This window comes from Rhodopseudomonas sp. P2A-2r (assembly GCF_026015985.1).
Lineage (GTDB): Bacteria > Pseudomonadota > Alphaproteobacteria > Rhizobiales > Xanthobacteraceae > Tardiphaga.
On sequence record NZ_CP110389.1, the window covers coordinates 6533138 to 6559316 of the forward strand.

The 26179-nt window shown below is 65.1% G+C and carries 21 protein-coding genes; 6 read left to right on the plus strand and 15 right to left on the minus strand.

The genetic code is table 11. From position 1 onward, the window contains the following. Positions 1 to 114: 114 nt before the first annotated feature. The 5 genes from fdxA to ONR75_RS31410 all read right to left on the minus strand — a co-directional run bounded on the left by fdxA (position 115) and on the right by ONR75_RS31410 (position 5710). Complete coding sequence (fdxA, locus tag ONR75_RS31390; protein WP_265080683.1) at positions 115 to 453, minus strand: ferredoxin FdxA; 339 nt, start codon at positions 451 to 453, stop codon at positions 115 to 117. Positions 454 to 594: 141 nt separating this feature from the next. After that, on the minus strand, positions 595 to 864 hold the full coding sequence (locus ONR75_RS31395; RefSeq protein ID WP_265080684.1) for an RNA-binding S4 domain-containing protein: 270 nt from the start codon (positions 862 to 864) through the stop codon (positions 595 to 597). Between the two features lie 150 nt (positions 865 to 1014). After that, positions 1015 to 4455 carry a helicase-related protein gene (locus tag ONR75_RS31400; protein ID WP_413776411.1) on the minus strand — a complete coding sequence of 1147 codons (3441 nt, stop codon included), beginning with the start codon at positions 4453 to 4455 and terminating at the stop codon, positions 1015 to 1017. 139 nt (positions 4456 to 4594) lie between these two features. Continuing rightward, positions 4595 to 4729 carry a hypothetical protein gene (locus ONR75_RS31405; protein ID WP_265080685.1) on the minus strand — a complete coding sequence of 45 codons (135 nt, stop codon included), beginning with the start codon at positions 4727 to 4729 and terminating at the stop codon, positions 4595 to 4597. A gap of 93 nt (positions 4730 to 4822) precedes the next feature. Continuing rightward, on the minus strand, positions 4823 to 5710 hold the full coding sequence (locus ONR75_RS31410; protein ID WP_413776550.1) for a DUF3108 domain-containing protein: 888 nt from the start codon (positions 5708 to 5710) through the stop codon (positions 4823 to 4825). Between the two features lie 371 nt (positions 5711 to 6081). On the opposite strand from ONR75_RS31410, the gene rpmB reads away from it, so the two are divergent. Next, a complete protein-coding gene (gene rpmB, locus ONR75_RS31415) occupies positions 6082 to 6411 on the plus strand; it encodes a 50S ribosomal protein L28 (RefSeq protein ID WP_265080687.1) in 330 nt (109 codons plus the stop codon). A 662-nt stretch (positions 6412 to 7073) separates the two neighbouring features. Then, positions 7074 to 7388, plus strand: a complete 315-nt coding sequence (locus ONR75_RS31420) for a PepSY domain-containing protein (protein WP_265080688.1) — start codon at positions 7074 to 7076, stop codon at positions 7386 to 7388. Positions 7389 to 7759: 371 nt separating this feature from the next. Here ONR75_RS31420 and ONR75_RS31425 read toward each other — a convergent pair whose 3' ends face one another. The 5 genes from ONR75_RS31425 to ONR75_RS31445 form a co-directional block, all read right to left on the minus strand. After that, the gene (locus tag ONR75_RS31425) at positions 7760 to 8458 is read right to left on the minus strand and encodes a helix-turn-helix domain-containing protein (protein ID WP_265080689.1); all 699 of its coding nucleotides are present in this window, start codon (positions 8456 to 8458) and stop codon (positions 7760 to 7762) included. A 91-nt stretch (positions 8459 to 8549) separates the two neighbouring features. Beyond that, positions 8550 to 8933 carry a response regulator gene (locus ONR75_RS31430; protein WP_265080690.1) on the minus strand — a complete coding sequence of 128 codons (384 nt, stop codon included), beginning with the start codon at positions 8931 to 8933 and terminating at the stop codon, positions 8550 to 8552. A gap of 115 nt (positions 8934 to 9048) precedes the next feature. Further along, entirely contained in the window at positions 9049 to 9681 is a 633-nt protein-coding gene (fixJ, locus tag ONR75_RS31435) for a response regulator FixJ (protein WP_265080691.1), read from the minus strand. Then, entirely contained in the window at positions 9668 to 11194 is a 1527-nt protein-coding gene (locus ONR75_RS31440) for a sensor histidine kinase (RefSeq protein WP_265080692.1), read from the minus strand. The genes fixJ and ONR75_RS31440 overlap by 14 nt, the downstream gene beginning before the upstream one ends. An 82-nt stretch (positions 11195 to 11276) precedes the next feature. Then, on the minus strand, positions 11277 to 11447 hold the full coding sequence (locus ONR75_RS31445; protein WP_265080693.1) for a hypothetical protein: 171 nt from the start codon (positions 11445 to 11447) through the stop codon (positions 11277 to 11279). 224 nt (positions 11448 to 11671) lie between these two features. Between ONR75_RS31445 and ONR75_RS31450 the strand changes: the two genes are divergently transcribed. Continuing rightward, positions 11672 to 11884, plus strand: a complete 213-nt coding sequence (locus ONR75_RS31450; RefSeq protein WP_265080694.1) for a hypothetical protein — start codon at positions 11672 to 11674, stop codon at positions 11882 to 11884. Between the two features lie 35 nt (positions 11885 to 11919). Here ONR75_RS31450 and ONR75_RS31455 read toward each other — a convergent pair whose 3' ends face one another. Both ONR75_RS31455 and ONR75_RS31460 read right to left on the minus strand, forming a co-directional pair. Continuing rightward, positions 11920 to 12303 (minus strand): hypothetical protein, encoded by a 384-nt coding sequence (locus ONR75_RS31455; RefSeq protein WP_265080695.1) that lies wholly within the window; start codon positions 12301 to 12303, stop codon positions 11920 to 11922. A gap of 2 nt (positions 12304 to 12305) precedes the next feature. Next, entirely contained in the window at positions 12306 to 12938 is a 633-nt protein-coding gene (locus ONR75_RS31460) for an HAD-IA family hydrolase (protein ID WP_265080696.1), read from the minus strand. 289 nt (positions 12939 to 13227) lie between these two features. Between ONR75_RS31460 and ONR75_RS31465 the strand changes: the two genes are divergently transcribed. The 3 genes from ONR75_RS31465 (at position 13228) to ONR75_RS31475 (ending at position 21656) form a co-directional block, all read left to right on the plus strand. After that, positions 13228 to 16017 (plus strand): EAL domain-containing protein, encoded by a 2790-nt coding sequence (locus tag ONR75_RS31465; RefSeq protein ID WP_265080697.1) that lies wholly within the window; start codon positions 13228 to 13230, stop codon positions 16015 to 16017. A 74-nt stretch (positions 16018 to 16091) separates the two neighbouring features. After that, entirely contained in the window at positions 16092 to 18794 is a 2703-nt protein-coding gene (locus ONR75_RS31470; RefSeq protein WP_265083869.1) for an EAL domain-containing protein, read from the plus strand. Positions 18795 to 18926: 132 nt separating this feature from the next. Beyond that, positions 18927 to 21656 carry an EAL domain-containing protein gene (locus tag ONR75_RS31475; protein ID WP_265080698.1) on the plus strand — a complete coding sequence of 910 codons (2730 nt, stop codon included), beginning with the start codon at positions 18927 to 18929 and terminating at the stop codon, positions 21654 to 21656. Positions 21657 to 21694: 38 nt separating this feature from the next. Here the strand turns inward: ONR75_RS31475 and ONR75_RS31480 are convergent, their stop codons facing one another. The 3 genes from ONR75_RS31480 to cobS form a co-directional block, all read right to left on the minus strand. Continuing rightward, complete coding sequence (locus ONR75_RS31480; RefSeq protein WP_413776412.1) at positions 21695 to 22759, minus strand: esterase-like activity of phytase family protein; 1065 nt, start codon at positions 22757 to 22759, stop codon at positions 21695 to 21697. A 63-nt stretch (positions 22760 to 22822) separates the two neighbouring features. Beyond that, on the minus strand, positions 22823 to 24724 hold the full coding sequence (gene cobT / locus ONR75_RS31485) for a cobaltochelatase subunit CobT (protein ID WP_265080699.1): 1902 nt from the start codon (positions 24722 to 24724) through the stop codon (positions 22823 to 22825). A gap of 245 nt (positions 24725 to 24969) precedes the next feature. Further along, positions 24970 to 25977, minus strand: coding sequence for a cobaltochelatase subunit CobS (gene cobS / locus ONR75_RS31490; protein WP_265080700.1), 1008 nt, complete (start codon positions 25975 to 25977; stop codon positions 24970 to 24972). Between the last annotated feature and the right edge of the window lie 202 nt (positions 25978 to 26179).

The following is a 26179-nucleotide window of genomic DNA, read 5'->3' on the forward strand; positions in this document are numbered from 1 at the left end:
ATTTATGCCCGCCCGCGGCCGTTCTCGGGCCAGCGACGGGGCATAATCCCAGGGCAGGGTAAACGTCGGCGACGATTCTGCCGGTCAATAATCCGTCAGATGAGCGGATCCAGATCAGTCGCCGGTACCCGGTGCGGGCGAGAAAAACTTGTCGAACTTGCCTTCGACGCCATCGAAATCCTTGGCGTCGGCCGGCGCATCCTTCTTCTGAGTGATGTTCGGCCAGCTCTTGGCATATTCCGTGTTCACTTCGAGCCACTTCTCGAGGCCCGCCTCGGTATCCGGCTTGATCGCATCCGCCGGACATTCCGGTTCGCAGACGCCGCAATCGATGCATTCGTCCGGATGGATCACCAGCATATTCTCGCCCTCGTAGAAGCAATCCACGGGGCAGACTTCCACACAGTCGGTGTACTTGCACTTGATGCAGGCTTCAGTGACGACGTAAGTCATCGAGGACTCCGGAAACGTTCAATTTTGAATGTTTGCGTAGCGCACCCACCCCCAAGCCGCAAGGGATGCGGCGCGGTTCGATCAATGCGTTTTCGCCGGAAGGGAGAATGTTGCCCCGAGGCCCGCCTGGCCAGCACAAAACTACTCTGACCGCTGCTGCAGATCGGCATACAGCGCGCGCCCCAGGGTGGCATCGCCGCGCCGCTCGGCAAAGCCGGCGACCCTGAGCACGCGTACGGTGCGATCCAGCCCCACCGTGACCACATCGCCCAGCTTGACCGGATGGCCCGGCGCTGTCTCCCGGTTGCCGTTGACGCGGACATGGCCGGCTTCGACCAGCGCAGCAGCACTGGTGCGGGCTTTCACCACCCGTGCATGCCACAGCCATTTATCGAGACGCTGGCGCTCCAATCACCACCTGTCGCTGCGCGCGCGCGTTCTTCCTCGCCCCGCCCGGCGAAGCGAAGCTTCGCTAAGCGGGGCGAGGTAAGAATCCTCAATCCTTGCGGGCGGTCATCTGCTCTTTGAGCGCCGCCAGCTTGGCAAACGGAGAATTGGGATCTATCGGCCGGTCGCGCTCGCGCGGCGGCGCGCTGCTGGCGTACGGCCGGGTCGCGCCGCCGCTGCGGTCGCCACGATCCGGACGGCCGTCGCGGCCCCCTTGTCGCGGTCGCCGCCCTTGAACTTGCCCTTGCCGCGGTCGCCGAATTTCTTGTCGCCCGGGCCCTTGTCGCCAAAGCGCTCGCGCGGCGGCCGGCCCTTGTTGTCGTTGTCGCGCGGACCGCGATTGGGCTGGCCTTCCACAAGTGCCCCGGCATTGGCCACGGGTGCATCGCCGCGCGGGCGGCGGTTTTCGTTGTTGCGGCGGCCGTGGTTGGGTCGATCGCGCTTCGCGCCGTCGGCGGATGCAGCTTCGCCTTCGGCGGTGGCCGGCGCATTGTTGTTGCGCTGATGCCGGTTGCGATCGTGGCGTGGCGGACGGCGTTCTTCGGAACGGCCACCTGGGCGCCAGACATCCACCATTTCCACCACGGCCGGAGCGGGCGCTTCGGCAGCTGCGGCTTCAGCAGGCACATCGGTGGCGACGGTCTCAGCCGAAGTTTCCGACGCTGCTTCAACAGGTGCAGCCTGTTCGGTTGGAGTGACGTCAGCCACAACAGCCTCGGTCGCGCCGGCATCCGCAACAGCGGTCGCGGGATCCGCTGCGGCCTCGGCCGGGGCAGACTCGCTCTCGAAAACAGGCGACACTTCCGGCAGCAGGGACGCCGACGTGGTGACGGCTTCCTCAACCGGGGCAGCGTCGTTGGTGATGTCGGCGATCTCGCCGGTCGCGACGGCGACGGCCGGTTCCTCGGCGATATCAGCCGCCACTTCAACCGGAGCGGCATCGCTGGTGATGTCGGAGATCTCACCGGTCGCAATGGCGACAGCCGGCTCCTCGGCGATTGTCTCGTCGCTGGTGTCCGCCTGAGCGGCGTCGACAGCCTCAGCGGCCACCGCTTCCACCACCGGCTTCGGCGCGGCCGGCGGCAATGGCGGCTTCTTCTCCATGCGATAGCCGAGCGCGCGCAGGATCGAGGCAAAATCCTCGCCGGCCGAACCGGTCAGCGAGGTCATCGCCTGGGTCACCACGAAGCCGCGGCCATCGAAGGCACCGGCGGGCTTTTCGCCCAATGACCCTTCGCGCCACGCCAATGCCGGACGAATGAGATCGGCCAGACGCTCCAGAATATCGACGCGCACCGCGCGTTCGCCGCACTGGCGATAGCCGAGGATGCGATAGGCATCGCGGTCGAGCAGCTTGTCCACCGGGAACGAGGTGCGGCCGGAGCCGGCCAGATGCTGCGCGGTGGACAACGCCGCCATATCGGCATTGTCCTGCTTCTGCGCCCACAGCAGCAGCGCCAGCGCGCGCGCCGCAGGCTTCAGCAGCGCAGGGACATAGATGTGATAGGCGCCGAACCGCACGCCATATTTGCGCAGGGTGGCGCGCGACGGCTGGTCGAGATCCTTCATCTCGGTGGCGATCTTCTGTCGCTCCAGCACGCCGAGCGCTTCGGTGAGCTGGAAGGCGATGCCACGGGCGATGCCGGTGATGTCCTCGGCCTTGGTGAGATCGAACAACGGACCGAGCAGCTTTTCGATATGGGTCTTCAGCCACAGCTCAAGGCGGGCCTGCACGGCCTCGCGCGGCGGGCCGCTGAGGCGATCGTCGGCAATGATGCGGATGCGGGGATGCAACACGTCGTCGGCGGCGACCAGGCGCGCCACCGCGTCGCCGGTCCAGCGCAGCACGCCGTCGGAGGCCAGGACGAACTGATCGTCGGCCGCATTCGCCAGTTTCTCGGCGCGCGCCTCGATTTCTCCGCCCAGCGCCTTTTGCGCGGTCGCCTGCAATGCCTTGGCATCGGAGCCGGCTTCGGCCGCATCGGGCGCGAACGTAAACCCGTCGAGACGGCCAATTACATGGCCCTCTACGATCACTTCGCCGGTCTTGCCAATTTCAGTATTCAACATCGTGTTTTCCCGTAAGCGGCGCATCAATACACTGGTACGACGGTCAACGAAACGCTCCGTGAGCCGTTCATGCAGTGCATCTGACAGTTTATTTTCAAGTTCGCGCGAAATTCCCTGCCAATGGTCGGGATCTGACAGCCAATCCGGGCGATTCGCCACGAAGGTCCAGGTTCGGATCTGTGCGATTCGGCCCGACAAAGTGTCGATATCGCCGTCGGTGCGGTCGTTTTGCGCGATCTGGGTGCCGAACCAGGCATCTGGAATGCGCCCCCGCCGCATCAGGAAGCCATACAAAGTGGTCACAAGTTCGGCGTGCACCGCCGGCACGGTGCGCCTGTAGTCGGGGATCTGGCAGGCATCCCACAACCGTTCGACCGCTGCCGCGCCGACCGCCATCTCGCGGATATCGGCATCGCGGGCGAGGTGATCGAGCACGCGCAGGTCCTCGGCGATCGGCGCGCGGGTCAGCGCGTCATGGTTCGGCGTCAGCGCCAGCGACACCTGGAGTGCGGCAATCGACGAGAAATCGAGCTTGGCGTTGCGCCATTGCAGCACCTTCACGCTGTCGAAGGTGTGGTTCTGCAACGCGTTGACCAGTTCGGGCTCGAACGGCGGGCAACGGCCGGTGCTGCCGAAGGTGCCGTTGCGGGTGGCGCGGCCGGCGCGGCCGGCGATCTGCGCAAACTCCGACGGATTGAGACGACGGAACTGATAGCCGTCGAACTTGCGATCACTGGCGAAGGCGACATGCTCGACGTCGAGGTTGAGGCCCATGCCGACGGCATCGGTGGCGACGAGATAGTCGACATCGCCGGACTGGAACATCTCGACCTGCGAATTGCGGGTGCGCGGCGACAGCGAGCCCAGCACCACCGCAGCGCCGCCGTGCTGGCGCTTGATCAGTTCGGCGATGGCGTAGACTTCATCGGCGGAGAACGCGACGATGGCCGAGCGGCGCGGCAGCCTGGTGATCTTGCGATCGCCGGCGAATTCCAGTTGGCTGAGCCGCGGCCTTGTGACGATGCTGGCGCCCGGCAGCAGCCGCTCGATGATCGGGCGCATGGTGGCGGCGCCGAGCAGCAGCGTTTCGTCGCGGCCACGGCGATTGAGAATACGATCGGTGAAGACATGGCCGCGTTCGAGATCGGCGGCGATCTGGATTTCATCGACGGCCAAAAATGACACGTCGAGATCGCGCGGCATCGCTTCCACCGTCGAGACCCAGTAGCGCGGCTTCGGCGGCTTGATCTTTTCCTCGCCGGTGATCAGCGCCACGGCGTCCGGACCGACGCGGGCGACGATCTTGTTGTAGACCTCGCGCGCTAGGAGCCGCAGCGGCAGCCCGATGATGCCCGAGGAATGCGCCAGCATGCGCTCGATCGCCAGATGGGTCTTGCCGGTGTTGGTCGGGCCGAGCACGGCAGTGACGCCGGCGCCGGGCGCGCGGTCGTGGCCGCTGGAAGCCGAGAAATGGAAGGAAGCCATGTTGATCAAGGGTTTCTGCGTCGCGGGCGATCAGGTGTATGTCCCAATGCGACGCATCGGCACGGATGTTTTTAAGCTTTGGAACGAGTCCGGAACGAATCGCGCCCGAATCGGTGACTCGCCTCCTCTCCGCCGGGGTTCACCGCAATATCTCGCGTTCATCTGCAAGTTCGATCACTAGATCAAGATTCATCACGGCCAACAAGAGAACGATTTCGAGCGCGCGGGTTAACCGGCGCGGCGCACGATTGCGCCAGGAGTCAAGACGAGTCATGCGGCCTGTCATGCCCCTTGGCCTGCTGCCTGCGGCGGCGACATTCGTCGCGACGGCGTTGCGGCAAACCGGCGGCGAAGTTGCGGCAAGCGTTTACTGGGTTTTGGCCAGCCGCGGCGGCACCGCCGTAGTGACGAAATCGACCGCCTCGAGCATCGCGGTGCCCAAAGGCGTCGGCACCGTCATGCGGAACGGCACCAGCACCCGCGTGCCGGCGATCGGCGCCAGCCAGACTTCGATGTTGCGCTGGGCGGCGAGATATTTGATGGCGGCGCGGTCCGGGATGTAGCCGGCCAGCGGCGAAAAGTAGACCGCGCAGACCACCACCGGGCCGTGATAGCCTTTCTCGGCCTTGACGGTGTCCATGCGCTTGTAGTCGAGCTTGAGGTCGTAGCGCATGCGGCCGTCGAAGATCGACGTGCTGGTGCGGCAGGCATCCGCCGACAGCACATCCCCGCTGCCGGCCACCCGCAGCAGCGAGCCGGTCATCGGATCGATCACGCCGCGGCGATGCGCCTCGGTGACCGGGATACGCTCGGGATCCGCCGGCGGCTCCGGCTCGATGGAAAACTCCTTCACCCCGCCGCCCTGCAGCGCCATGCGGATGGTCTCGGACTTCTTCGACGCGGTGGTGGTGGCGGTATAGTTCGACGGCACCAGGGCACCGGCGACGATGCGGCCGGTGGCGGCGCCGGTGCCGGAGCCGCCGGCAAAGGCTTTCAGCAGGCCGGAGGTGCCGCCGGAGGCCGCGGCATTATACTGGTCGTCGGCGATCTCGATGGTCCAGGCGCCCTTGCCGACCGGAATCCCGGCCAGACTGGCTTCATAATGCGCATCGAGCTTGCCCTGCGCCGCCGCCGGCCGGACCGCCCCGATCGTCGCCAGCGCGAACAACCCCGCAAACAACCCCACGGCCAGCAGGCCACGGCGGCGCCAGGCCGGGGCGCTGCGGAATCGCGGTCGATCGGTGGCAAAGCGCATCACGGCGGCGGGTGATCCCTGCGGGTTGGGGGCAGCGGCGACGCCTGCGGGACCGTCCCGGCCCGGCCGGCTGCGCCATTGCCGATCTCTTCTGGCAGATCTAAGCACGAATCCGGCGCCGACCAAGCGGCCGCCGCCGGACCCGCTCAAGGGTTCTATTTCATGGCCGAATACGTCGTTTATATGATTGAAGCGGCACGCAAAACCGCGCTATACTGGGCGCGCCGCAGGGCCCGCTTGCGACTTTGCGCAAGGCTTCGTCTTGACGCATCGCCGCGCGCGTCCTATACGTCCGCGGCTCCTGAAATGGACGTGATTTTGAACCCCTGCCTGGCTTTGGGCCGTGGCGGGGATGACAGAGGATTTTCGCGATGTCGCGGCGCTGTGAACTGACACTCAAGGGTCCCCAGGTGGGCCACAAGGTGAGCCACTCCAACCACAAGACCAAGCGCCGGTTTCTGCCGAACTTGGTCAATGTGACCTTCCTGTCCGACGTGCTCGGCCGCGGCGTGCGCATGCGCGTCTCGACCAATGCGGTGAAGTCGGTCGATCATCGCGGCGGCTTCGACGCCTACCTGATCAAGGCCAAGGAAGGCGACCTGTCGCAGAAGGCCGTGCTGATCAAGCGCGCCATCGAGAAGAAGAAGATCACCGACGCCAGCAAGGCCCCGGCCGCAGAGGCCCCCGCCGCGGCGGTCTGAGCTTCAAAGCTTCTCCACTGAATTGAAAAGGCCGGATCGCAAGATCCGGCCTTTTTTTGTTTTGGGTCCTCAACGCTAAAAGGTTCATTTTGCAGCCATTGCACGGCGTTTACGGCCGCTATTCGCCACGGCAAATTGCAACCAAAGGTACACCCAACCACCGCAACATATACATTTGATTGTAGTCTGCCCCCGCTTAGTGGAAATTTGTCCGCGACATAAATGCTTGGGGAAACGTTCCTATGGGAACCTCATTACGAGACGCGACGACCCTACTTCTGTCTGGGAAGAAACTCGCTTGAAACAAGTACAAGGATCACAAAGCTGGTTCAATTACTCTCGAGACACCAGCGAAGCGACGGTTATTCGAATTCCTACTCAGAGCAGACTCTAACAAAGTGACCAGCGGCGATGAGAGTCTATTCGGCGGCATTGTCTCTGCGTGGGGGAAGGAAGAATACGATCCAGCAACAAGTACAATGGGCGCGACAAGAGAAGATGGGCGCAAGAACTTGTGCGTAGACCATGCACGGTTGTGCGAAGCAGACGCGCGCGCTCTCCCTCCACAACATCGCCCCATATGCGGCGGGAACACCGCGGCGCGGCGTTGGTTCTTGCGATGGTGCGCTGCGTGAGCGGCGCGGAAATCGAGGAGAGTTTCGATGAAGAACATCATGTGCAAGGCGATGCTGGCGACGGCGCTGACCATCGGCGCGGCGGCGCCGGCAATGGCCGCGGACTATCTGGTGCGCGAGCCGGCGCCGCGGGTGGCCGTGATGCCGGCGCCGACGGGGCCGGTGACCTTGCAGCAGGCGCTGGCGATCGCTGGGGATATCGGCCTGGTCACGGTGCAGAACACCCATTTCGACGGCGACCAGTGGGAGATCGAGGGCCGCGACACCTACGGCAAGTGGATCGAGGTCGATGTCGATGCGCGCACCGGCGAGGTGCGGGATGTCGATCGGTCGATCCTGTAGTCGGGGTGTGAGGGCGGAGTCATAACGGATTCCGCGCGAAGGCTTGACGAGGAGCGGCGGGTTACGCCACGGCGTTGCGCGGTGCGCAAGCTCCGGGGTTAACCTGCCCTACGTTTGCTGAGGGGCGTGGCCATTGGCGTCACGACGTGTGGCCCTGACCCTCCCCCGCAAGGGGAGGGGACATTTCTGACGGGGGTTGGGGCTTTCAGGATCTGTGGCGAGTGCCACGTTGCAAGATCTGAAGCGGTTGTAGCGCTTCAAGCGCCGCAGCGGTTGCGACGGTTCGCGCGGCGCGATTAAATCTCCCGCAACGCGATCAGAGTCTGCCGCGTTGCCATCGTGCAGGCCGGCGCGAACGGCGCCGGTCTTCGTTACGCGTCGAGGCTGGCGAGGCGGGGGCGGTTGCGCAGCACGACCTGGCGGGCGCCGGTGAGCGCGACGATGCCCTTCTCGTGGAGGTCGGAGAAGGTGCGCGAGACGGTTTCCAGGGTGAGGCCGAGATAGTCGCCGATGTCGCGGCGGCCCATGGGCAGCGCCATCATGCCGGTGCGGACCAGACGGGCATCCATTTCCAAGAGGAAGGTGGCGACGCGCTCCAGCGCGGTCTTGCGACCGAGCAGCAGCATGTGATCCTCGGCGTGGCGCAGACCGTGCGCGGTCATCTTCCACAGGCTGTGGGCGACGGCGGCATTGGTCGCCGCGGCGGTCTCCAGCGAACGGCGGCGCACCAGGCGGACGGTGGTGGCGCTGATGGCCTCGGCGGTGAGCCGGTGGGCGGTGGTGCTGTCGAGGCCGAACACATCGCCGGCGAGATGGAAGGCGCCGATCTGGCGGCGGCCGTCGCTGAGCAATTTGTAGGTCCGCACGGCGCCCGACAGCACCTGGTAGACATACTCGGCGGGCTCGTCCTCGCCGTAGATTTCCTCGTCCTTGCCGAAGGTGAATTCGCTGGCGACGACGCCGGGGCAGCTCGCCACCACGTCGAACGGATCGGCGGCCGGCGACGGTGCGATGCTGGCGTTCCGTGCGATCCTGAGGCTGGTTCCGGTGGTGATTTCGGTCTGCAGCATGGTCATCTCCTCGGTTGGGATGACCCTTGCTACGGTGATTGCCTACCTCGGAAAATTCCGTGCGATATCCTAGGGGCCTCCCCTAAGGGCTCTACCGGAGGTCGCCGCGGACCGGCCCGCCGCCGGCCTGCATGGCATCGCAGACCGAGCGCACCAGACTGTCCTCGATATGCGGCTTCAACAGCACCCGGGCGATGCCGGCCGCGGAGGCCTTGAACTGGATCTGCTCGTCGGGATAGCCGGTGATCAGCACCACCGGCGCGGTGACGCTGCGCTGGCGCAGCCGCTGCGCCAGCTCGATGCCGTCGATGTCGGGCATCTTGTAGTCGATCACCAGACAGTCGATGCCGCCCTCGGCGGCATTGTCCAGCAGCGCCGCGCCGCTACCGAAGGTGCGCACGTCGAACCCCTCGGTTTCCAGCAGAAAGCGTAGCGATTTCAACACATCAACGTCATCATCGACCACATACACCATCGATCTCGGGGATGGCGGGCGAAGCGCGGAGTCATGTGGAGGCTGAATACCGGTCATGCTTTGAGGTTAGCCGGGGGCCGGCGACCCGAATTGACCTGCCTCAATCCACTGTCTTTCATTCGTCAAAAAGCCCGGCGCGCATGGCGAAGCGGACCAGATCGGTGATGTTGGCGGCCTGCATCTTGGTCATGACGTTGGCACGGTACACTTCAACCGTACGCGGGCTGATGTCGTAATCGCGCGCGATCAGCTTGTTGGACTGGCCGGTGACCAGGCCCTTCATGACCTGCAGCTCGCGCTGCGACAGCGACGCCAGCCGCGCCCGCATGTCGTCGTGGTCCGGCGCCGGATCGCCGCCGCCGTTGCGCCGCAGCGCGGTCTCGATCACCGCCACCAGCCGCTCGTCCTCGAACGGCTTTTCGAGGAAATCCAGCGCGCCCAGCTTCATCGCCTCCACCGCCAGCGGAATGTCGCCATGGCCGGTCATGACAATCACCGGCAGCTTATTGGCGCTGTCGGCATTGAGCCGGCGCAGCAGCTCGATGCCGTCGGTGCCGGGCATGCGGACGTCGGTCAGCACGCAGCCGGCGCCGGCGCCGGCGCCAAGGCCGGGCAGTTCGCCGAGAAACGCCTCGGCATTTTCGAACAGCCGGACCGCAAAGCCGGCGGCGCCGAGCAGGAAATCCAGCGAGTCGCGCATCGCCGGATCGTCGTCGATGACATAGACAAGGCGGTTACTCTGCGACATGCACCGTTTCCCTGATGGAGGCGACCGGCAGCGTGAAGAAGAAGGTGGCCCCGCCGGCGTCGTTGCTGCCGGCCCACATCCGGCCGCCATGGGTCTCCACGATGGTGCGGCTGATCGACAGCCCGATGCCCATACCGCTTTCCTTGGTGGTGTAGAATGGCTGAAACAGCTTGACGGGCATGTCGACGCCGAAGCCGTGGCCGGTGTCCGCGACGGCGATCTCGACCATGTCGTCGGCGGAGGGGGCGCTGGACACGGTGAGCTCGCGGCGCCTAGTCTGCGACATCGCCTCCAGCGCGTTGCGGAACAGGTTGACCAGGATCTGCTGCACCTGGACGCGATCGGCATGGACCATGTCGCAGGCCGGATCGAGATGGAAACGCAGCGTCACGCCCTGTTCGCCGGCGCCGCTGAGGCCGAGCGCCGCAGCCTCCTCTACCAGCCGCGCCAGGCTTTCGATGCGCTTCTCGGACGCCTCGCGCAGCACGAAATTGCGCAGCCGGCGGATGATCTGGCCGGCGCGGATCGCCTGCTCCGAGGCGCGGTCGAGCGCCGCCTCGATGCGCGCGGCGTTGGGATCGATGCTGCCGGCGAGCAGCCGCCGCGAGCCCTTCATGTAATTGCTGATCGCCGACAGCGGCTGGTTCAGCTCATGGGCCAGCGCCGAAGCCATCTCGCCCATGGCGCTGAGTCTGGAGACATGGACCAGTTCTGACTGCAGCTCCTGCAGCCGCACCCTTGTCTGCTGCTGTTCGGTGAGGTCGCGCATGAAGCCGGTGAAATACGGCCGGCCCTCGGACTGCATCTCGCCGATGGTCAGATGCATGGGGAACAGCTCGCCATCCTTGCGGCGGGCGGTGACGACACGGCCGATGCCGATGATGTGGCGGTCGCCGGTGGCCAGATAGCGCGCCAGATAGGCGTCGTGATTGCCGCGATCCGGCTCCGGCATCAGCACGCGGATGTTGGTGCCGACCACCTCGTCGGCCGGGTAGCCGAACTGCCGTTCGGCGGCGCGGCTGAAAAACTGAATGATGCCGCGCTCGTCGATGACGATCATCGCCTCCGGCGCGGTGTCGAGAATCGAGCGGAAGTGATTCTCGCGCAGCTTGAGCGCCAGTTGCAGGCGCTTGTCCTCATCGATATCGAGCACGAAGCCGTCGAGGCTGTGCGGCGCGCCGTCGGCATCGACCGTGCGGGCGCCGAGCATGTGGACCCAATGGGTGACATCCGGCTGCCGCCGCACCCTGAACTGCGCGTCGAAATGACTGCCGCCGCCAATGCAGCGCCGGATCGCCTGCGCCGTCGGGCCGCGATCGGCATCGTCGACACCCGACAGGAACAGGTCGAGATCGATCTCGCGGTCCGGCGGAACGCCGAACAGCGCCCGCGCGGTGTCCGAACAGGTCATGCGCTTCGTTGCAGGGTCGAGGCGCCACGTCCCCACCCGTTGCCCGGCCCTGGGGGCGGGCGCCGTGGTCTCGCTATGGAACGGAGGGTCGGCGCTCGTCATACCCAGCCTGACAGTGATTCGAAGTGATGCGGACCAAGTGTGGTCGACCGCACTGTATCGATCAACGTTTGGTGCACCGAATTCAAGCCCTGTCGTCGCTGCGCTTCGGCTCGCTCGATGCCTCGGACGCAGCGAGCTTGGCCTCCTCCGCCGCGAGCAGCGCGGTGATGGTGCGCCGCTTGGCGTCGTCGATCTCCGACGCCAGCAGCTTGCGGTAGTGCTCGACGTTCAACCTGGCAACGGTCTTGTCCATGATCGGGACTCCAAGCTGATCCAACTATTGACGAATGCAGCGGACGGCGCGCTGGAAAATGGAGGATTAGGGTATGGCTGATAGCCGCAGCCGCGGTGTAGGGACCCCGACATACAGGGCGTCGCTGAGCGCCTGTACGTGTCGATTTGATCCGCATCAATAGCGGATGTCAGCCGCAACCATAAATACACCTTAGAGAGCATTGCCAGCGAGGGAAATTGAAAATGTCGCGCTACATCGTTCGATTCCTGAAAGACGTCGTGGGGGACAACGGCCAGCAACGGGAAATCTGCCAGCACGCGCTCGAAGTCGGCGCGATCGACAGGCAGGACGCCGCCGAACTGGCAAAAATCGACTTCTGCACGGCCGAAAGCCTCTCCCACTGGTCGATCCATGCCGATCGCATTGAGGTTCTGGAAGCCGATTTCCCATCCTGATCGTTCCGGCAGGCGCCGATTCGCGCCTCCGGCAATCACTCCACCAATTCCCCGGTCCAGCGGTCGCGGCCGTGCCAGTAGGCGCAGGCCGGATCCGGGCACCAGTCGCCCTCGTAATCGATGCCCTGCTGGTGCGGGCAGCCGAGGATCTTGGGCGCGATGCCGACCGACAGCGCGTTGTGTTCGGCGATAAAGCCGAGCACGGCCTCGGCAATGGCGCCGTCGTGCCGAACGTCGCCTTCGGTGCCAGACCAGGCGCGCATCGTCGTGGGCGGCGCATCCCAGGCCGGCAGGATGCTGACATTGACCTTGGTGGCGCGGGTGGCATCGGGGCCGTACCAGGCGATGGCGGCCATCGGCCAGCCGCGCCGTCCCTTCCTGGCCTTCTTGTGCAGCCGCTTGATGAACCTGTCGTCCATGACTAGCGCAGCGCCATGCCGGTGGCGGCTTCCAGGTCATTCAGCGCCTGCACCGCATCGGTCACCTTGATAGTGGTCATGCCCATGGCGCGCGCCGGCTTCAGGTTGACGCCGAGGTCGTCGAGATAGATGCAGTTCTGCGGATCGACCGACAGCGCTTCGGTCATCATCGCGTAGATCTTCGGATCCGGCTTGCGCAGTCCGATTTTCGCGGACTCGATGACATGGTCGAACAGCGTCATGACCTCGGCCACGTAGAGCGAGCGGCCCCCGGCGCTGCCGATGGCATTGGCCGGCAGGTTGTTGGTGATGCAGCCGGTCTTGAAGGCGCCCTTGATGCGGCGCAGCGCCTCGACCATCTCGGGCCGGATTTCGCCGGACAGCAACGCCACCACGTCGCGGCCGCGCACCTCGGCGCCGAGCGCTGCCGATTCCTGGGCGAACAGCGCATCGAAGGCATCGATGTCGAGCTCGGCACGTTCGAACCGCGCCCAGGCGTTCTCGAAATGGTTTTCCGCATTGGTGCGACGGATGATGTCGGCGGGCAGGCCGTGCGCGGCCTCATAGCGGGCGAAGGCCTCGAACGGCGAGGAGGTGATCACCCCGCCGAAATCAAAGATGACCGCCTGGATCATGGTGTCCTGCCCCGCATTGCGCCGGCGCGAGCGCTACCACGATGCCGCCCGGCCGGCCAGATCGGGGGTGTCGCGCGGCCGGAATACGGGCCCCGGCGACCGGCCGGAGATGAAATCTCCCCACCCTGAACGATGCTCAAACAATGTACGAAAACGAACATACGAGGAACGGCGTTCACTTTTTTACACCGTTCGCCATTATACTACCTCTGCGCGATCCCGCACTGCGAAATCGGTAAGATCCTCTCCACAATTGAGACGATAGGTTTGCCTTTTTCAGAGGCGGATCATGATTTCGCAGCAAGTCAAACAGCAGGCGGACGACCCACTCACCCGTCGCAATTCGGTGCGCTGGCTGGTCATCACCGGATCGATCCTGATCGCCATCATTGCAGGCTCCACTGCCGTCGCCATCGACACATTCCGCGACCGCGCCATGCAATCGCACCAGCGCGAGTTGGAAAACGCCCTGGTCCTGTTGACCCGGCACTACGAACAAGAGTTCGCCGACCTCGAGCGGATTGAGAAGGATCTTTCTGCGACCATGCGGATCGCCGGCATCGACTCGCCCGCCGACTTCACGCGGCAGATGGGAAGCTACGAAACACACTTGGCACTGAAGGGAAAAATCAACCGCAAGGCGACCGGCACCATCAACCTGATCGGCGCCGATGGCTGGTACCTCAACTGGACCTCGTCGTGGCCCGCACCGAAGTTGAATGTCAGCGACCGGAGCTATTTCCAGGAGCTGACAAAGAGCCTGCCCGGCTCCGACGAAGAATTCGTCCAGGGGACCGTGAGCCGCATCACCGGCGACTGGCGACTTGTGTTCGCCCGCCGTCTGAACGGGCCGAATGGCGAGTTCCTCGGTGTCGTGAGCCGTGCCATGCAGCCGTGGCAGTTCGTGAATTTCCTTGCTTCGATTTCACTTGGAAAGGACTCAGTCTTTGCGGTCTGGCATGAAGACGGCACGCTGCTCGCCCGCTATCCGCAAAAGGAAGGCCTGGACGGCTACAAGGTAAAAAACCAGATCATCCTTGATCACCTCAAGGCCAACTCAGAACCGTTGACAACGATCAACGTCAGCGCGGTTGACCATCAGGAACGCCTGACCTCGATCCGGCGTTTGAACGGTTTCCCGCTTGGACTGATGGCCAGCATCCCCGTCGACGCCGCCTTGGCTGACTGGCGCGAGCAGACCAAACTGATGATCTCGGCCGCAGCAGCCGCGGCGCTGATTATCGTCTCGATGCTGTTCCTGATCATTCGTCAGATCCGACGCCAACACCGTGCCGCGCAGACCCTGGTGACGCGGGAAAAGCAGCGGCTCGATACCGCCATCAACAACATGAATCAAGGACTGCTGATGTTCGACGCCGACGCCCGCGCCGTCGTCGTCAACCAGAGCTACCTCGACATGTATCACCTGCCGGCCAACGCGATCCCGCCCGGCACCTCGTTTCGCGACGCCATCAGACATCACGAAACCAATGGCGTCTTTCAAGAAGGCGATGTCGACTCCAAATGCGTCGTCCTGGTGGAGGAGTTCAAGAAAAGGCGAGCTGTCACCGTCGACCTGCACGATGGACGCGTGGTCCACGTGCTCAGCCAGCCGATCGCAGGCGGCGGCTGGGTCACCACCCACGAGGACATCACCGAGCGGCACCGCGTCGAGGAACGCATCGCGCACCTGGCGCACTACGATACGCTGACCGATCTGCCCAACCGCACCCTGTTCCACGAATTGCTGACCCAGGAACTGGGTTGGGTGGCCCGCGGCAAGCAATGCGCCGTGATCTACATCGATATGGACGAATTCAAGAGCATCAACGATTCGCTCGGCCATCCCGTGGGCGATGCGCTGCTGAAGGCGGTGGCGCAACGGCTGCAGGGCTGCGTGCGCAGCTTCGACGTGGTGGCGCGGCTCGGCGGCGACGAATTCGCTATCGTCCAGACCGACCTCGGCGACCGCGACGAGACCATCGCGCTGGTGAATCGGATCTACGAATCCATCCGCGAGCCGTTCGAATGCCTCGGCCATCGCCTGCTCACCGACGCCAGCATCGGCGTCGCGCTGGCTCCCCAGGACGGCGCTGATATCGACCAGCTGTTGAAGAATGCCGACCTGGCGATGTACAGCGCCAAGGCCGACGGCCGTCGCACCTACCGCTTCTTCGAGCCGGAGATGGACGCCCGCATCCAAGGCCGCCGCATCCTCGAGCAGGAACTGCACGAGGCGATCGCCGGCGGCAATCTGACGAAAGGCGGCTTCGAAGTCCAATACCAGCCGCTTTTGCGGCTGAGCGACGACGCGATCAGCGGCTGCGAGGCGCTGCTGCGCTGGCGGCATCCGGTGCGCGGGATGATCTCGCCCGCGGAGTTCATTCCGGTGGCCGAAGAGATCGGCGTTATCGACAAGATCGGCGAGTGGGTGCTCGACACCGCCTGTCGGGAAGCGGCGAACTGGCCCGACGATATCAAGATTTCCGTCAACGTCTCCCCGGTCCAGTTCCGCAGCCGGACGCTGGCGCTCAAGGTCGCCTCAGTGCTCGACCGGTCCGGCCTCCGGCCGCAGCGGCTTGAGCTGGAAATCACCGAGGCGGTGCTGATCTCCGACGACGAGGCAGCGCTCGACATGCTGCACCGGCTGCGCGCGCTCGGTGTGAGGATCGCGCTGGACGATTTCGGCACCGGCTATTCCAGCCTGAGCTACCTGCATCGGTTTCCGTTCGACAAGATCAAGATCGACCGCTGCTTCGTCACCGACATCGCCGAGGTCAATGGCTCGCCGGCAATCGTGCAGGCGGTGGTCAACATCGCCGCGTCGCGCAACATGACCACCACCGCAGAGGGCGTAGAGACCGAAGCGCAGAAGCAGCTGCTACGCACGCTCGGCTGCACCGAGATGCAAGGCTGGCTGTTCGGTGCCGCCCTGCCCGCCGCCGAGATTCGCGCGCTGATCGCGCGCCATCGCGGCGATGCGGCAGCCGCGCAAGCGTCCGATTTCCGACTTAAGCCGATGGCATATCTCGCTATTTTCGCCCCACGCGCACCGGGCACCATTCTGAACGAACCTTAACGGCTGGTTTACCGAGCCTGGTAACGAGGCCTCCATGACTGATCGGTAATCTCGGCGCCGAGAGAGGGCGGATGATGAATGTCCGAATACGGGAACGGCAGCTTGGCAACGCGTTGACACGGCGCAATCCCGTGGGCTGGCTGCTGGCCACCGGCGCAGTGGCCATCGTGGCCATCGCCCTGGCCACCACGATGGCCGTGGACAGTTTCCGCGCGCGCGCATTGGCATCGAGCCAGCGTGAGCTCGAAAACACCCTGCTGCTGCTGTCCCGCCATTTCCAGCAGGACTTCTCCGACCTCAAGCGCACGGAGGAAGATCTCGCCGCCTTCCTGCAATCCGGCGGGATCGTTTCGGCGGAGCACTTCAGAGAGCGGATGAGCGGTCCCGAGGCGCATCGGTTGCTGAAGGCCAAGATGAGCACCACCGGCACCGGCAGCATCAATGTGCTCGACGCCGACGGCCACCTGATCGGCTGGTCGACGTCATGGCCGGCGCCGGTGTTCAACTTCGCCGACCGCACCTATTTCCAGCGCGCGAAAGCCGCTCCGCCCGAAGCCGACGACGAGATTGTCGAGCCGATACTCAGTCGCACCACCGGCACTCGGAAGACGCTGTTCGCCCGCCGGCTGTCGGCGTCGAACGGTGACTTCCTGGGCGTGGTGACGCGGGGCATCGAACCCGCGCAGTTCGAGGCGTTCTTCGCCTCCATCTCGCTCGGCACGGGTACCACGCTGGCGTTGTGGCACCAGGACTTCACGCTGCTGGCGCGCTATCCGCAGCTCATCGAGATGGTCGGGCACAAGGCCAAGCCCGACGCCTTGCTTGCGCACATGAAGGCCAGTCCCGAGCCGGCGACGATGATCAGTGTCAGCCCGGTCGACGGACGCGAGCGGCTCTCCTCGATCCGGCGGATCAGCGGCTTCCCGATGGCACTGGTGGCCAGCGTGCCGATCGACAGCGCGCTGGCGGACTGGCGCGCGCAGACCCGGCTGACGATCACCGCGGCGGCGCTCGCGGCGCTGCTCGTGGTGGGCCTGCTGTCGCTGATCATCCGCCAGGTCAGGCTGCAGCACCGTGCCTCGCGGGCGCAGTTGACGCTGGAGAAGCAGCGGCTCGACACCGCCGTCAACAACATGACCCAGGGACTGATCCTGTTCGACGCAGAGAGCCGCGTCGTCGTGGTCAACCAGAGCTATCTCGACATGTACCGGCTGTCAGCGGGCGCCGTCAGGCCAGGGTCGCTGTTCCGCGACGCGGTGGCGGTGCGCCATGCCAACGGTTCACTCAAGGGCGATATCGACGCCTATTGCTCACAGATGACCCTGGCCGTCGACAGCTCGACCGCCATCACGGCGGATACGCTGGACGGCCGTGTGATCCAGATCCTGCCCCGCTCGATCGCTGGCGGCGGCTGGGTCGCCACCCATGAGGACATCACCGAACGTCACCACGCCGAGGACCGCATCGCGCATCTGGCCCACTACGACGCGCTGACCGATCTGCCGAACCGTACGCTGTTCCGCAACCTGCTCGACCAGGAACTGACGCGGCTGCCGCGCGACCGGAACTGCGCGGTGATCTACATCGACATGGACGAGTTCAAGGGCATCAACGATTCACTCGGCCACCCGGTCGGTGACGCGCTGCTGCAGGCGGTGGCGCAACGGCTGCGGGGCTGCGTGAGCAGTCCGGGCGTGGTGGCGCGACTCGGCGGCGACGAATTCGCCATCGTCCAGACCGACCTCGGCGACCGCGACGAGACCGTCGCGCTGGTGGCACGGATCCATGAAGCCATCCGCGAACCGTTCGAATGCCTCGGCCATCGCCTGCTCACCGACGCCAGCATCGGCATCGCGCTGGCGCCGCAGGACGGCACGGATATCGACCAGCTGTTGAGAAATGCCGATCTGGCGATGTACGGCGCCAAGGCAGATGGCCGCCGCACCTACCGCTTCTTCGAACCGAGGATGGACGCCAGCATCCAGGCGCGCCGCACCCTCGAGCAGGAGTTGCGCGAAGCGATCGCCGACGGCAGCTTCGTCGCGGGCGGCTTCGAAGTCCATTACCAGCCGCTGCTGCGGCTCGCCGACGACGCGGTGTCTGGCTGCGAGGCGCTGCTGCGCTGGCGCCATCCAGTGCGCGGCATGATCTCCCCGGCCGAATTCATTCCGATCGCCGAGGAGATCGGCGTCGTCGACGAGATCGGCGAATGGGTGCTGGCCACCGCCTGCGCGGAAGCGGCCAACTGGCCCGACGATATCAAGATCGCGGTCAACGTCTCGCCTATCCAGTTCCGCAGCCAGTCTCTGGCGCTGAAGGTCTCCGCGGCGCTGGCGCAGTCCGGATTGTGCCCGCAGCGTCTGGAACTGGAGATCACGGAAGCCGTGCTGATCCGCGACGACGAGGCAGCGCTCGACATCCTGCACCGGCTGCGCGCGCTCGGCGTCCGCATCGCGCTGGACGATTTCGGCACCGGCTATTCATCGCTGAGCTATCTGCAGCGCTTCCCGTTCGACAAGATCAAGATCGACCGCTGCTTCGTCACCGACATCGCCGAGATCGACGGCTCGCCGGCGATCGTCCAGGCGGTGGTCAACATCGCCGCGTCGCGCAACATGACCACCACCGCGGAGGGCGTCGAAACCGAAGCGCAGAAGCAGCTGCTGCGCGCGCTCGGCTGCACCGAGATTCAGGGCTGGCTGTTCAGCCCCGCGAAACCTGCCGCCGAGGTGCGCGCACTGATGGCGCACCATCGCGCGAATGCGGTAGCGGCGTAGGTCGCTGCGGCCTAAACCAAGGCAAACAGGCCACAATAATATCATCAGACGTTGTTCTTAACCTGCCGTTCACCTGACTTGCTAACCCCGCCTCCATTTCTCCGGGGTACTCATGTGCCCGAGGGGAATGCCATGAGAAACTGGTGGAGACGCAAAGGCGGTGGTGCAGGCGCTTCGGTGGGCGGCGCCGAGCAGGCCGTGGTGCGTCGCAACCCGGTGCACTGGCTGATCCTCAGCGGCGCATTCGCCATTGCCGCCATCGCCATCGGAACCGCGGTCACCGTGGGCACGTTCCGCGACCGTGCGCTGGAAAGCAGCAAGCGCGAGCTCGAAAACACGCTCATGCTGCTGACGCGCCACTTCGACCAGCAGTTCGAGGACCTGCAGCGGATCCAGCGCGGCCTGCTCGCCGACCTGCGCAGTCACGACGTCGCCTCGCCGCAGCATTTCAAAGAGCATATGACCGGCTATGACGCGCATCTGATGCTGCGCGCCAAGGTCAGCAACACGTTCAGCGGCGAACTCAACCTGGTCGACGCCGACGGCCAGCTGATCAACTGGACGCCGTCCTGGCCGGCGCCGGAAGCCGACCTCAGCGAACGCAGCTATTTCAAGACACTCAAGGCGAGCGTGACGGGCTCGGACGAGGAAATCGTCGAGCCGATGCTCAGCCGCCTGACCGGGCGATGGAAGACGCTGTTCGCCCGCAAACTCACCGGGCCACACGGCGAATTCCTCGGCGTCGTCACCCGCAACGTCGAGGCGCCGCAGTTCGAGCAGTTCTTCGCCTCGGTGACGCTCGGGGAGAATTCTGCAATCTCCATGTACCACCGCGACGGTACGCTGCTGGCGTCCTATCCCCACACGGAAGAGCAGATCGGGCAAAATTACAGTTCCGATCCGCTGATGCAGCACGTCAATCGCAGCGAGTCGCCCACCACCATGCGCGTGCGGAATCCGCTGGACGACATCGAGCGGCTGAGCTCGGTGCGCCTGCTGCGCGATTTCCCCATCGTGCTGGTGGCCACGGCGACCATTGACGGCGTGCTCGCCGACTGGCGCGCCCAGACCCGGTTCCTGACCAGCACCGCGGCACTGTGCGTGCTGATCATCGCCGGCCTGCTGGTCCTGATCATTCGCCAGGTGACGCGGCAGCACGGCTTCGCGCAGGCACAACTGACGCTGGAGAAGCAGCGGCTCGATACCGCCATCAACAACATGACCCAGGGCCTGCTGCTGTTCGACGCCCAGGCCCGCGTGGTGATCTGCAACCAGAGTTACATGACCATGTACCGGCTGTCGCCGGACGTCATCAAGCCGGGCTGCACATTCCGGGAAGTGATCGCACACCGCAAGGAGACCGGCTCGTTCCACGGCGACATCGACAGCTATGTCGATGGCGTGCTGAGCAAGGTGCACACCGAGACGCTTGCCATCGTGCAGACCGCGGACGGCCGCTCGATCCAGATCCTCGGCCACCCGATCGCCTCCGGCGGCTGGGTCGCCACCCACGAGGACATCACCGAACGCCGCCGCACCGAGGAACGCATCGCCCATCTGGCGCATTACGACGCGCTGACCGATCTGCCGAATCGGACGCTGTTCCGCGACCAGCTCGCGCATGAACTGACGCGGGTCGCGCGCGGCCAGAACTGCGCGGTGATCTACATCGACATCGACGAGTTCAAGGGCATCAACGATTCGCTCGGCCATCCCGTCGGCGACGAGCTGCTGAAACTGGTGGCGGAACGGCTGAGGGAATGCGTGCGCAGCTGCGACGTGGTGGCGCGGCTCGGCGGCGACGAATTCGCCATCGTGCAGACCGACGTCAAGGACCAGAGCGACATCGTTGCACTGGTGGCGCATATCTATGAGGCCATCCGCGAGCCGTTCGAATGCCTCGGCCACCGGCTGCTCACCGACGCCTCGATCGGCATCGCACTGGCACCGCGCGACGGCAGCGACCTCGACCAGCTGCTGAAGAATGCCGACTTGGCGATGTACGCCGCCAAGGCGGACGGTCGCCGCACCTATCGCTTCTTCGAGCCGGCGATGGATGCCCGCGTGCAGGCCCGCCGCACCCTGGAGCACGACCTGCGCGACGCCATCGCCGACGGCGGCTTCATCAAGGGCGGATTCGAGATCTACTACCAGCCGCTGCTGCGGCTCGCCGACGACGCAATCACCGGCTGCGAGGCACTGCTGCGCTGGCGCCATCCGGTGCGCGGCATGATCTCGCCGGCCGAATTCATTCCGGTCGCCGAGGACATCGGCGTCATCAACCAGCTCGGCGAATGGGTGCTGACCACCGCCTGCATGGAAGCCGCGAGCTGGCCGGACGACATCCGGCTGGCGGTCAACGTCTCGCCGGTCCAGTTCCGCAGCCATCTACTGGCGCTCAAGGTGGCGGCCGCGCTGGTCACCTCCGGGCTGGCGCCGGAGCGGCTTGAGCTGGAAATCACCGAAGCCGTGCTGATCCGCGACGACGAGGTCGCGCTCGGCATCCTGCACCGGCTGCGCGCGCTCGGTGTCCGTATCGCGCTCGACGATTTCGGCACCGGCTATTCCAGCCTGAGCTATCTGCAGCGCTTCCCGTTCGACAAGATCAAGATCGACCGCTGCTTCGTCACCGACATCGCCGAGGCCGACGGCTCCTCGGCCATCGTGCAGGCGGTGGTCAACATCGCCAGCTCGCGCCGCATGACCACCACCGCGGAAGGCGTCGAGACCGAAGCGCAGAAGCAGTTGCTGCGCACGCTCGGTTGCACCGAGATGCAAGGCTACCTGTTCAGCCCCGCAAAACCGGCCGCCGAAGTCCGCGCGCTGATCGCCTCACACCGCAAGATGATCGTGGCGGCGTAATCCTCACCCCGCCTTCAGGGGAGGGCGAGGAAGCCTCCCTACTCCACCAGCGCGAACTGCAGGATCAGCGTTCGTTGCAGCATGGAGAAATTGTCGTCGGAGATCAGTGTCAGCACGGTCTCTCCGTCGGCCGTCACATGGGCATCGATGCCCTCGAGATTGTCGATCTCGTAGCCGAGATCGGCCTCGAAGATCACCGGCCCATCGACGGTGGCGCCGGGCACGATCGCAGCGAGCGGCAGCCTGCGAATGCGCACGCCCGCGCCGCCGCTCCAGGAGAACTTGCGTTCCAGCACGAGAAGATCGCCGGACGACAGCAGCACCGCATCGCTGATATCGTAGCCATCCGAACGGCGCACCGCGAAGCTGCCCGGCGCCTTTTCATAGGTCTTGCCGCCGATCAGGAAGCCGACGATGTTGCCGTCGGCGTCGAGGCTGCGCTCGGACATCGCGACTAGCGTGCCGGCCAGCGGCAGGCCCTTGCCCACCACCACCATGGCTTCAAGGCCCCGGTTGTTGGGCAGCTTGCGCATGCCGGGCGGCAGCGCGATCGGCGTGCCCCGGGCGCGGATGCCGTCGCGGCCGAAATCGAACCTGACGATCTGGTTGACGCGCTCGATGCCGACATAGGCAGCGGCGCCGTCGAAGGCGAGGGACTCCGTGTCGTACCATTTCCGCGCCGCCAGCGGCTGGCCGTCGACACCGAGCATGGGCGCGGATTCCACATCCACGAGGTCGACCATGGCGCCATCGCGATATTGGATTCGCCCGGTGAACCAGTGGCCCTTGTCGCTGATGGCGACGAATTTCTCACCCACCGCGTCGAGCCGCAACGCCGACAGGCCGCCGAAGTCGCGGAACGACGAGGTCAGCACGAGACCGCTGCGATAATGCAGCGATCCGAACCTGACATGGCTGCGATCGCGCGGATCGAACGAGGTGATTGGACGGGCGACGACCTCGATGGCTTCCGGCGCACGGGCGGTGGGCGGGACCGGCGTGTCCTGGGCATGGGCGGAGCGAGGGAGTGCAATGGTTGAGGTGAGCGTCGTTGCGACAGCTGCCGATAGAAAAACACGGCGGCTGATGGGCTCCCTCCCCACCTGGCGAAGCTTCGCTTCGCGCAGGGAGGAGGGAGCGCACCGGCCGGAACACTTTCATTCTTATTAGTTCGACTTGCGCCGGCGCCTGCCGTGAGTCGGTGCGGCGCCCGCAGTCTCGCTGAACAGCTCCGCGAGCTTTTCGGTGATGGCGCCGCCAAGTTCTTCGGCGTCGACGATGGTCACGGCGCGGCGATAGTAGCGCGTCACGTCATGGCCGATGCCGATGGCGATCAGTTCGACCGGCGAACGGGTCTCGATCTCCTCGATGACGTAGCGAAGGTGCCGCTCGAGATAGTTGCCGGGATTGACCGACAGCGTGGAGTCGTCGACCGGTGCACCGTCGGAGATCATCATCAGGATCTTGCGCTGCTCGGAGCGACCGAGCAGGCGCTTGTGCGCCCAGTCGAGCGCCTCGCCGTCGATGTTCTCCTTCAGCAGCCCCTCGCGCATCATCAGGCCGAGATTTTTGCGCGCGCGGCGCCACGGGGCGTCGGCGGACTTGTAGATGATGTGGCGGAGATCGTTGAGGCGGCCGGGATTGGCCGGCTTGCCGGCGGCGAGCCACGCTTCACGCGCCTGCCCGCCCTTCCACGCCCGCGTGGTGAAGCCCAGGATTTCCACCTTGACGCCGCAACGTTCCAGCGTGCGCGCCAGAATGTCGGCACAGGTCGCCGCCACGGTGATCGGGCGGCCGCGCATCGAGCCGGAATTGTCGAGCAGCAGGGTGACGACCGTATCGCGAAAGGTCGCTTCCTTCTCGTGCATGAACGACAGGGGATGATGGGGATCGGTCACCACACGGGAGAGACGTGCGGGATCCAGAATGCCTTCCTCGAGATCGAACTCCCAGGCACGGTTCTGCTGCGCCATCAGCTTGCGCTGCAGGCGGTTGGCGAGCCGTGCCACGACGCCCTGCAGATGCGCCAGCTGCTTGTCGAGATAGCTGCGCAGCCGCTCCAGTTCGTCGTGGTCGCACAGGTCCTCGGCGGCGATGACCTCATCGAACTTCGGCGCGAAGGCGTGATATTCCGGGCCGCGCGGTTCGTTCTGGCCGCGGGAATTCGGTCGCGTGGCCTCGCCCGGCGTCTCGTCGTCGCCGAGTTCGCCGTCGTCGAACGTATCCGACGTGGAGGCCTGCGCGCTTTCCATGGCGCTCTCGGACATTTCGTCCGAGGTCTGCTGCGCCTGGTCGGCGCTCATCTCCTGCGCGGCGTCGGAATCCGGCGAACCTTCGCCGCCGGACTGATCGCTCTCGCCCTCTTCGTTCTCGTCCTGGCTGTCGTCGTCGTCGGCCTCGGCGTTGCGCTCGTCGCCGAGCTCCAGCGCCGACAGCAGGTCATGCACGGCATCGCCGAATTTGGCCTGGTTCTCGGTGAGGTCGCCGAGCTGGTCGAGGCGGGCGCCGATCTTGTCCTCGAGGATCGGGCGCCACAGGTCGACCATCTTCTTGGCCGCAGCAGGCGGCGCGAGACCGGTCAGCCGTTCGCGCACCAGCATCGCCAGCGCGTCGGACAACGGCGCGTCGGCGCGATCGGTGATCTCGTCGAACTTGCCGCGATGAAAGTGATCGTCGAGCATCGCGGTGAGGTTCTTGGCCACGCCGGCCATGCGGCGCGAGCCGATCGCCTCGACGCGGGCCTGCTCGACCGCCTCGAACACGCCGCGCGCCTGCGGATTGCCGGGCATCAGCTTGCGATGCACCTTGGGATCGTGACAGGCGAGCTTCAGCGCGATGGAGTCGGCGTGGCCGCGCACGATGGCGGCGTCGCGCTTGCTCATCTTTCGCGCGGGCTCGGGCAGCCGCGCCTTGCCCGGCGACAGGCCGGGGCGTTCGGCGGCGAAACTGACTTCGAGTTCCGGCGACTTGGCTATGGCGCGCAGGCACGACGTCACCGCGCGCTTGAACGGCTCGGTGGGAGCTTCCTTGGCGCCCGGGCGGAACTTGTTGGTGGTGGGTGTGGTCATCGCATTCGCTTCCTTCCTCTCCCCCGCGCAGCGAAGCTGCGCGAGGCGGGAGAGGGTGCGCAGGCGGCTTTCAGGCCGCCGTTATAAAATAACGCCGATGCTTCGCATCGGCTACGGCGGAGCGAAGGCGGGAGAAGGGGATTGTTTGGCACCGCCCCTCTCCCGGCTCGAACCCGCTTCGCGGTTTCGATCCACCCTCTCCCGCCAGGTGCAGCTTCGCTGCCCCGGGGAGAGGGGAAGTAGAGTCAGCTCAGCGCGACGTTGACCGAGCTTTCCGGCAGTTCGGCGTTGAAGCAGCGCTGGTAGAACTCGGCGACCAGCGGGCGTTCCAGCTCGTCGCACTTGTTCAGGAAGGTGACGCGGAACGCGAAGCCGATGTCGCTGAAGATCTCGGCGTTCTCGGCCCAGGTGATCACCGTGCGCGGGCTCATCACCGTGGACAGATCGCCATTGGCGAAGGCGTTGCGGGTCAGATCGGCCAGCCGCACCATCTTGTTGACGATGTCGCGCCCTTCCGGGTTGCGGTAGTGCTTGGCCTTGGCCAGCACGATCTCGACTTCCTCGTCATGGGCCAGATAGTTTAGCGTGGTGACGATCGACCAGCGGTCCATCTGGCCCTGGTTGATCTGCTGGGTGCCGTGATAGAGGCCCGAGGTGTCGCCGAGGCCGATGGTGTTGGCGGTCGAAAACAGCCGGAACGACGGGTGCGGCTTGATCACCTTGTTCTGGTCGAGCAGGGTCAGGCGGCCGGAGACTTCCAGCACGCGCTGGATCACGAACATCACGTCGGGACGGCCGGCGTCGTATTCGTCGAACACCAGCGCGATGTTGTGCTGCAGCGCCCAAGGCAGGATGCCGTCGCGGAATTCGGTAACCTGCTTGCCGTCGCGGACCACGATGGAGTCCTTGCCGACCAGGTCGATGCGGCTGATGTGGCTGTCGAGGTTGACGCGCACGCAGGGCCAGTTGAGCCGAGCCGCGACCTGCTCGATATGGGTCGACTTGCCGGTGCCGTGAAAGCCGGTGACCATCACACGGCGGTTGTGGGCAAAGCCGGCGAGAATGGCGAGGGTGGTGTTGCGGTCGAAGCGGTAGTCCGAGTCGACGTCCGGCACGTGGGGGTCGCCCTGGGAAAAGGCCGGCACTTCGAGGTCGCTGTCGATGCCGAAGACCTTCCGAACCGACACTTTCATATCGGGAATGCCGGTGAGAGATCCGGAGGTGTCGTGGGCTTTGGATATGGCGGCGGTCATCAATCCTCCGTGGTCCCGGAATGTCCCGAAACCAGATCTGAAATGGCTGCGGATGGGGTACTGGTGGGAACGTAGCAGAGGACCGGGGCCGGCAGAAGCCCGCGGTGCAATCAAAGTTCCCAAGCCTTATCATGAAGATAGGCATTCGCTGCGGAATTTGGAAGGCTGCCCTGCGAATCAGGCGGTGCTGGCGCGACCCGAT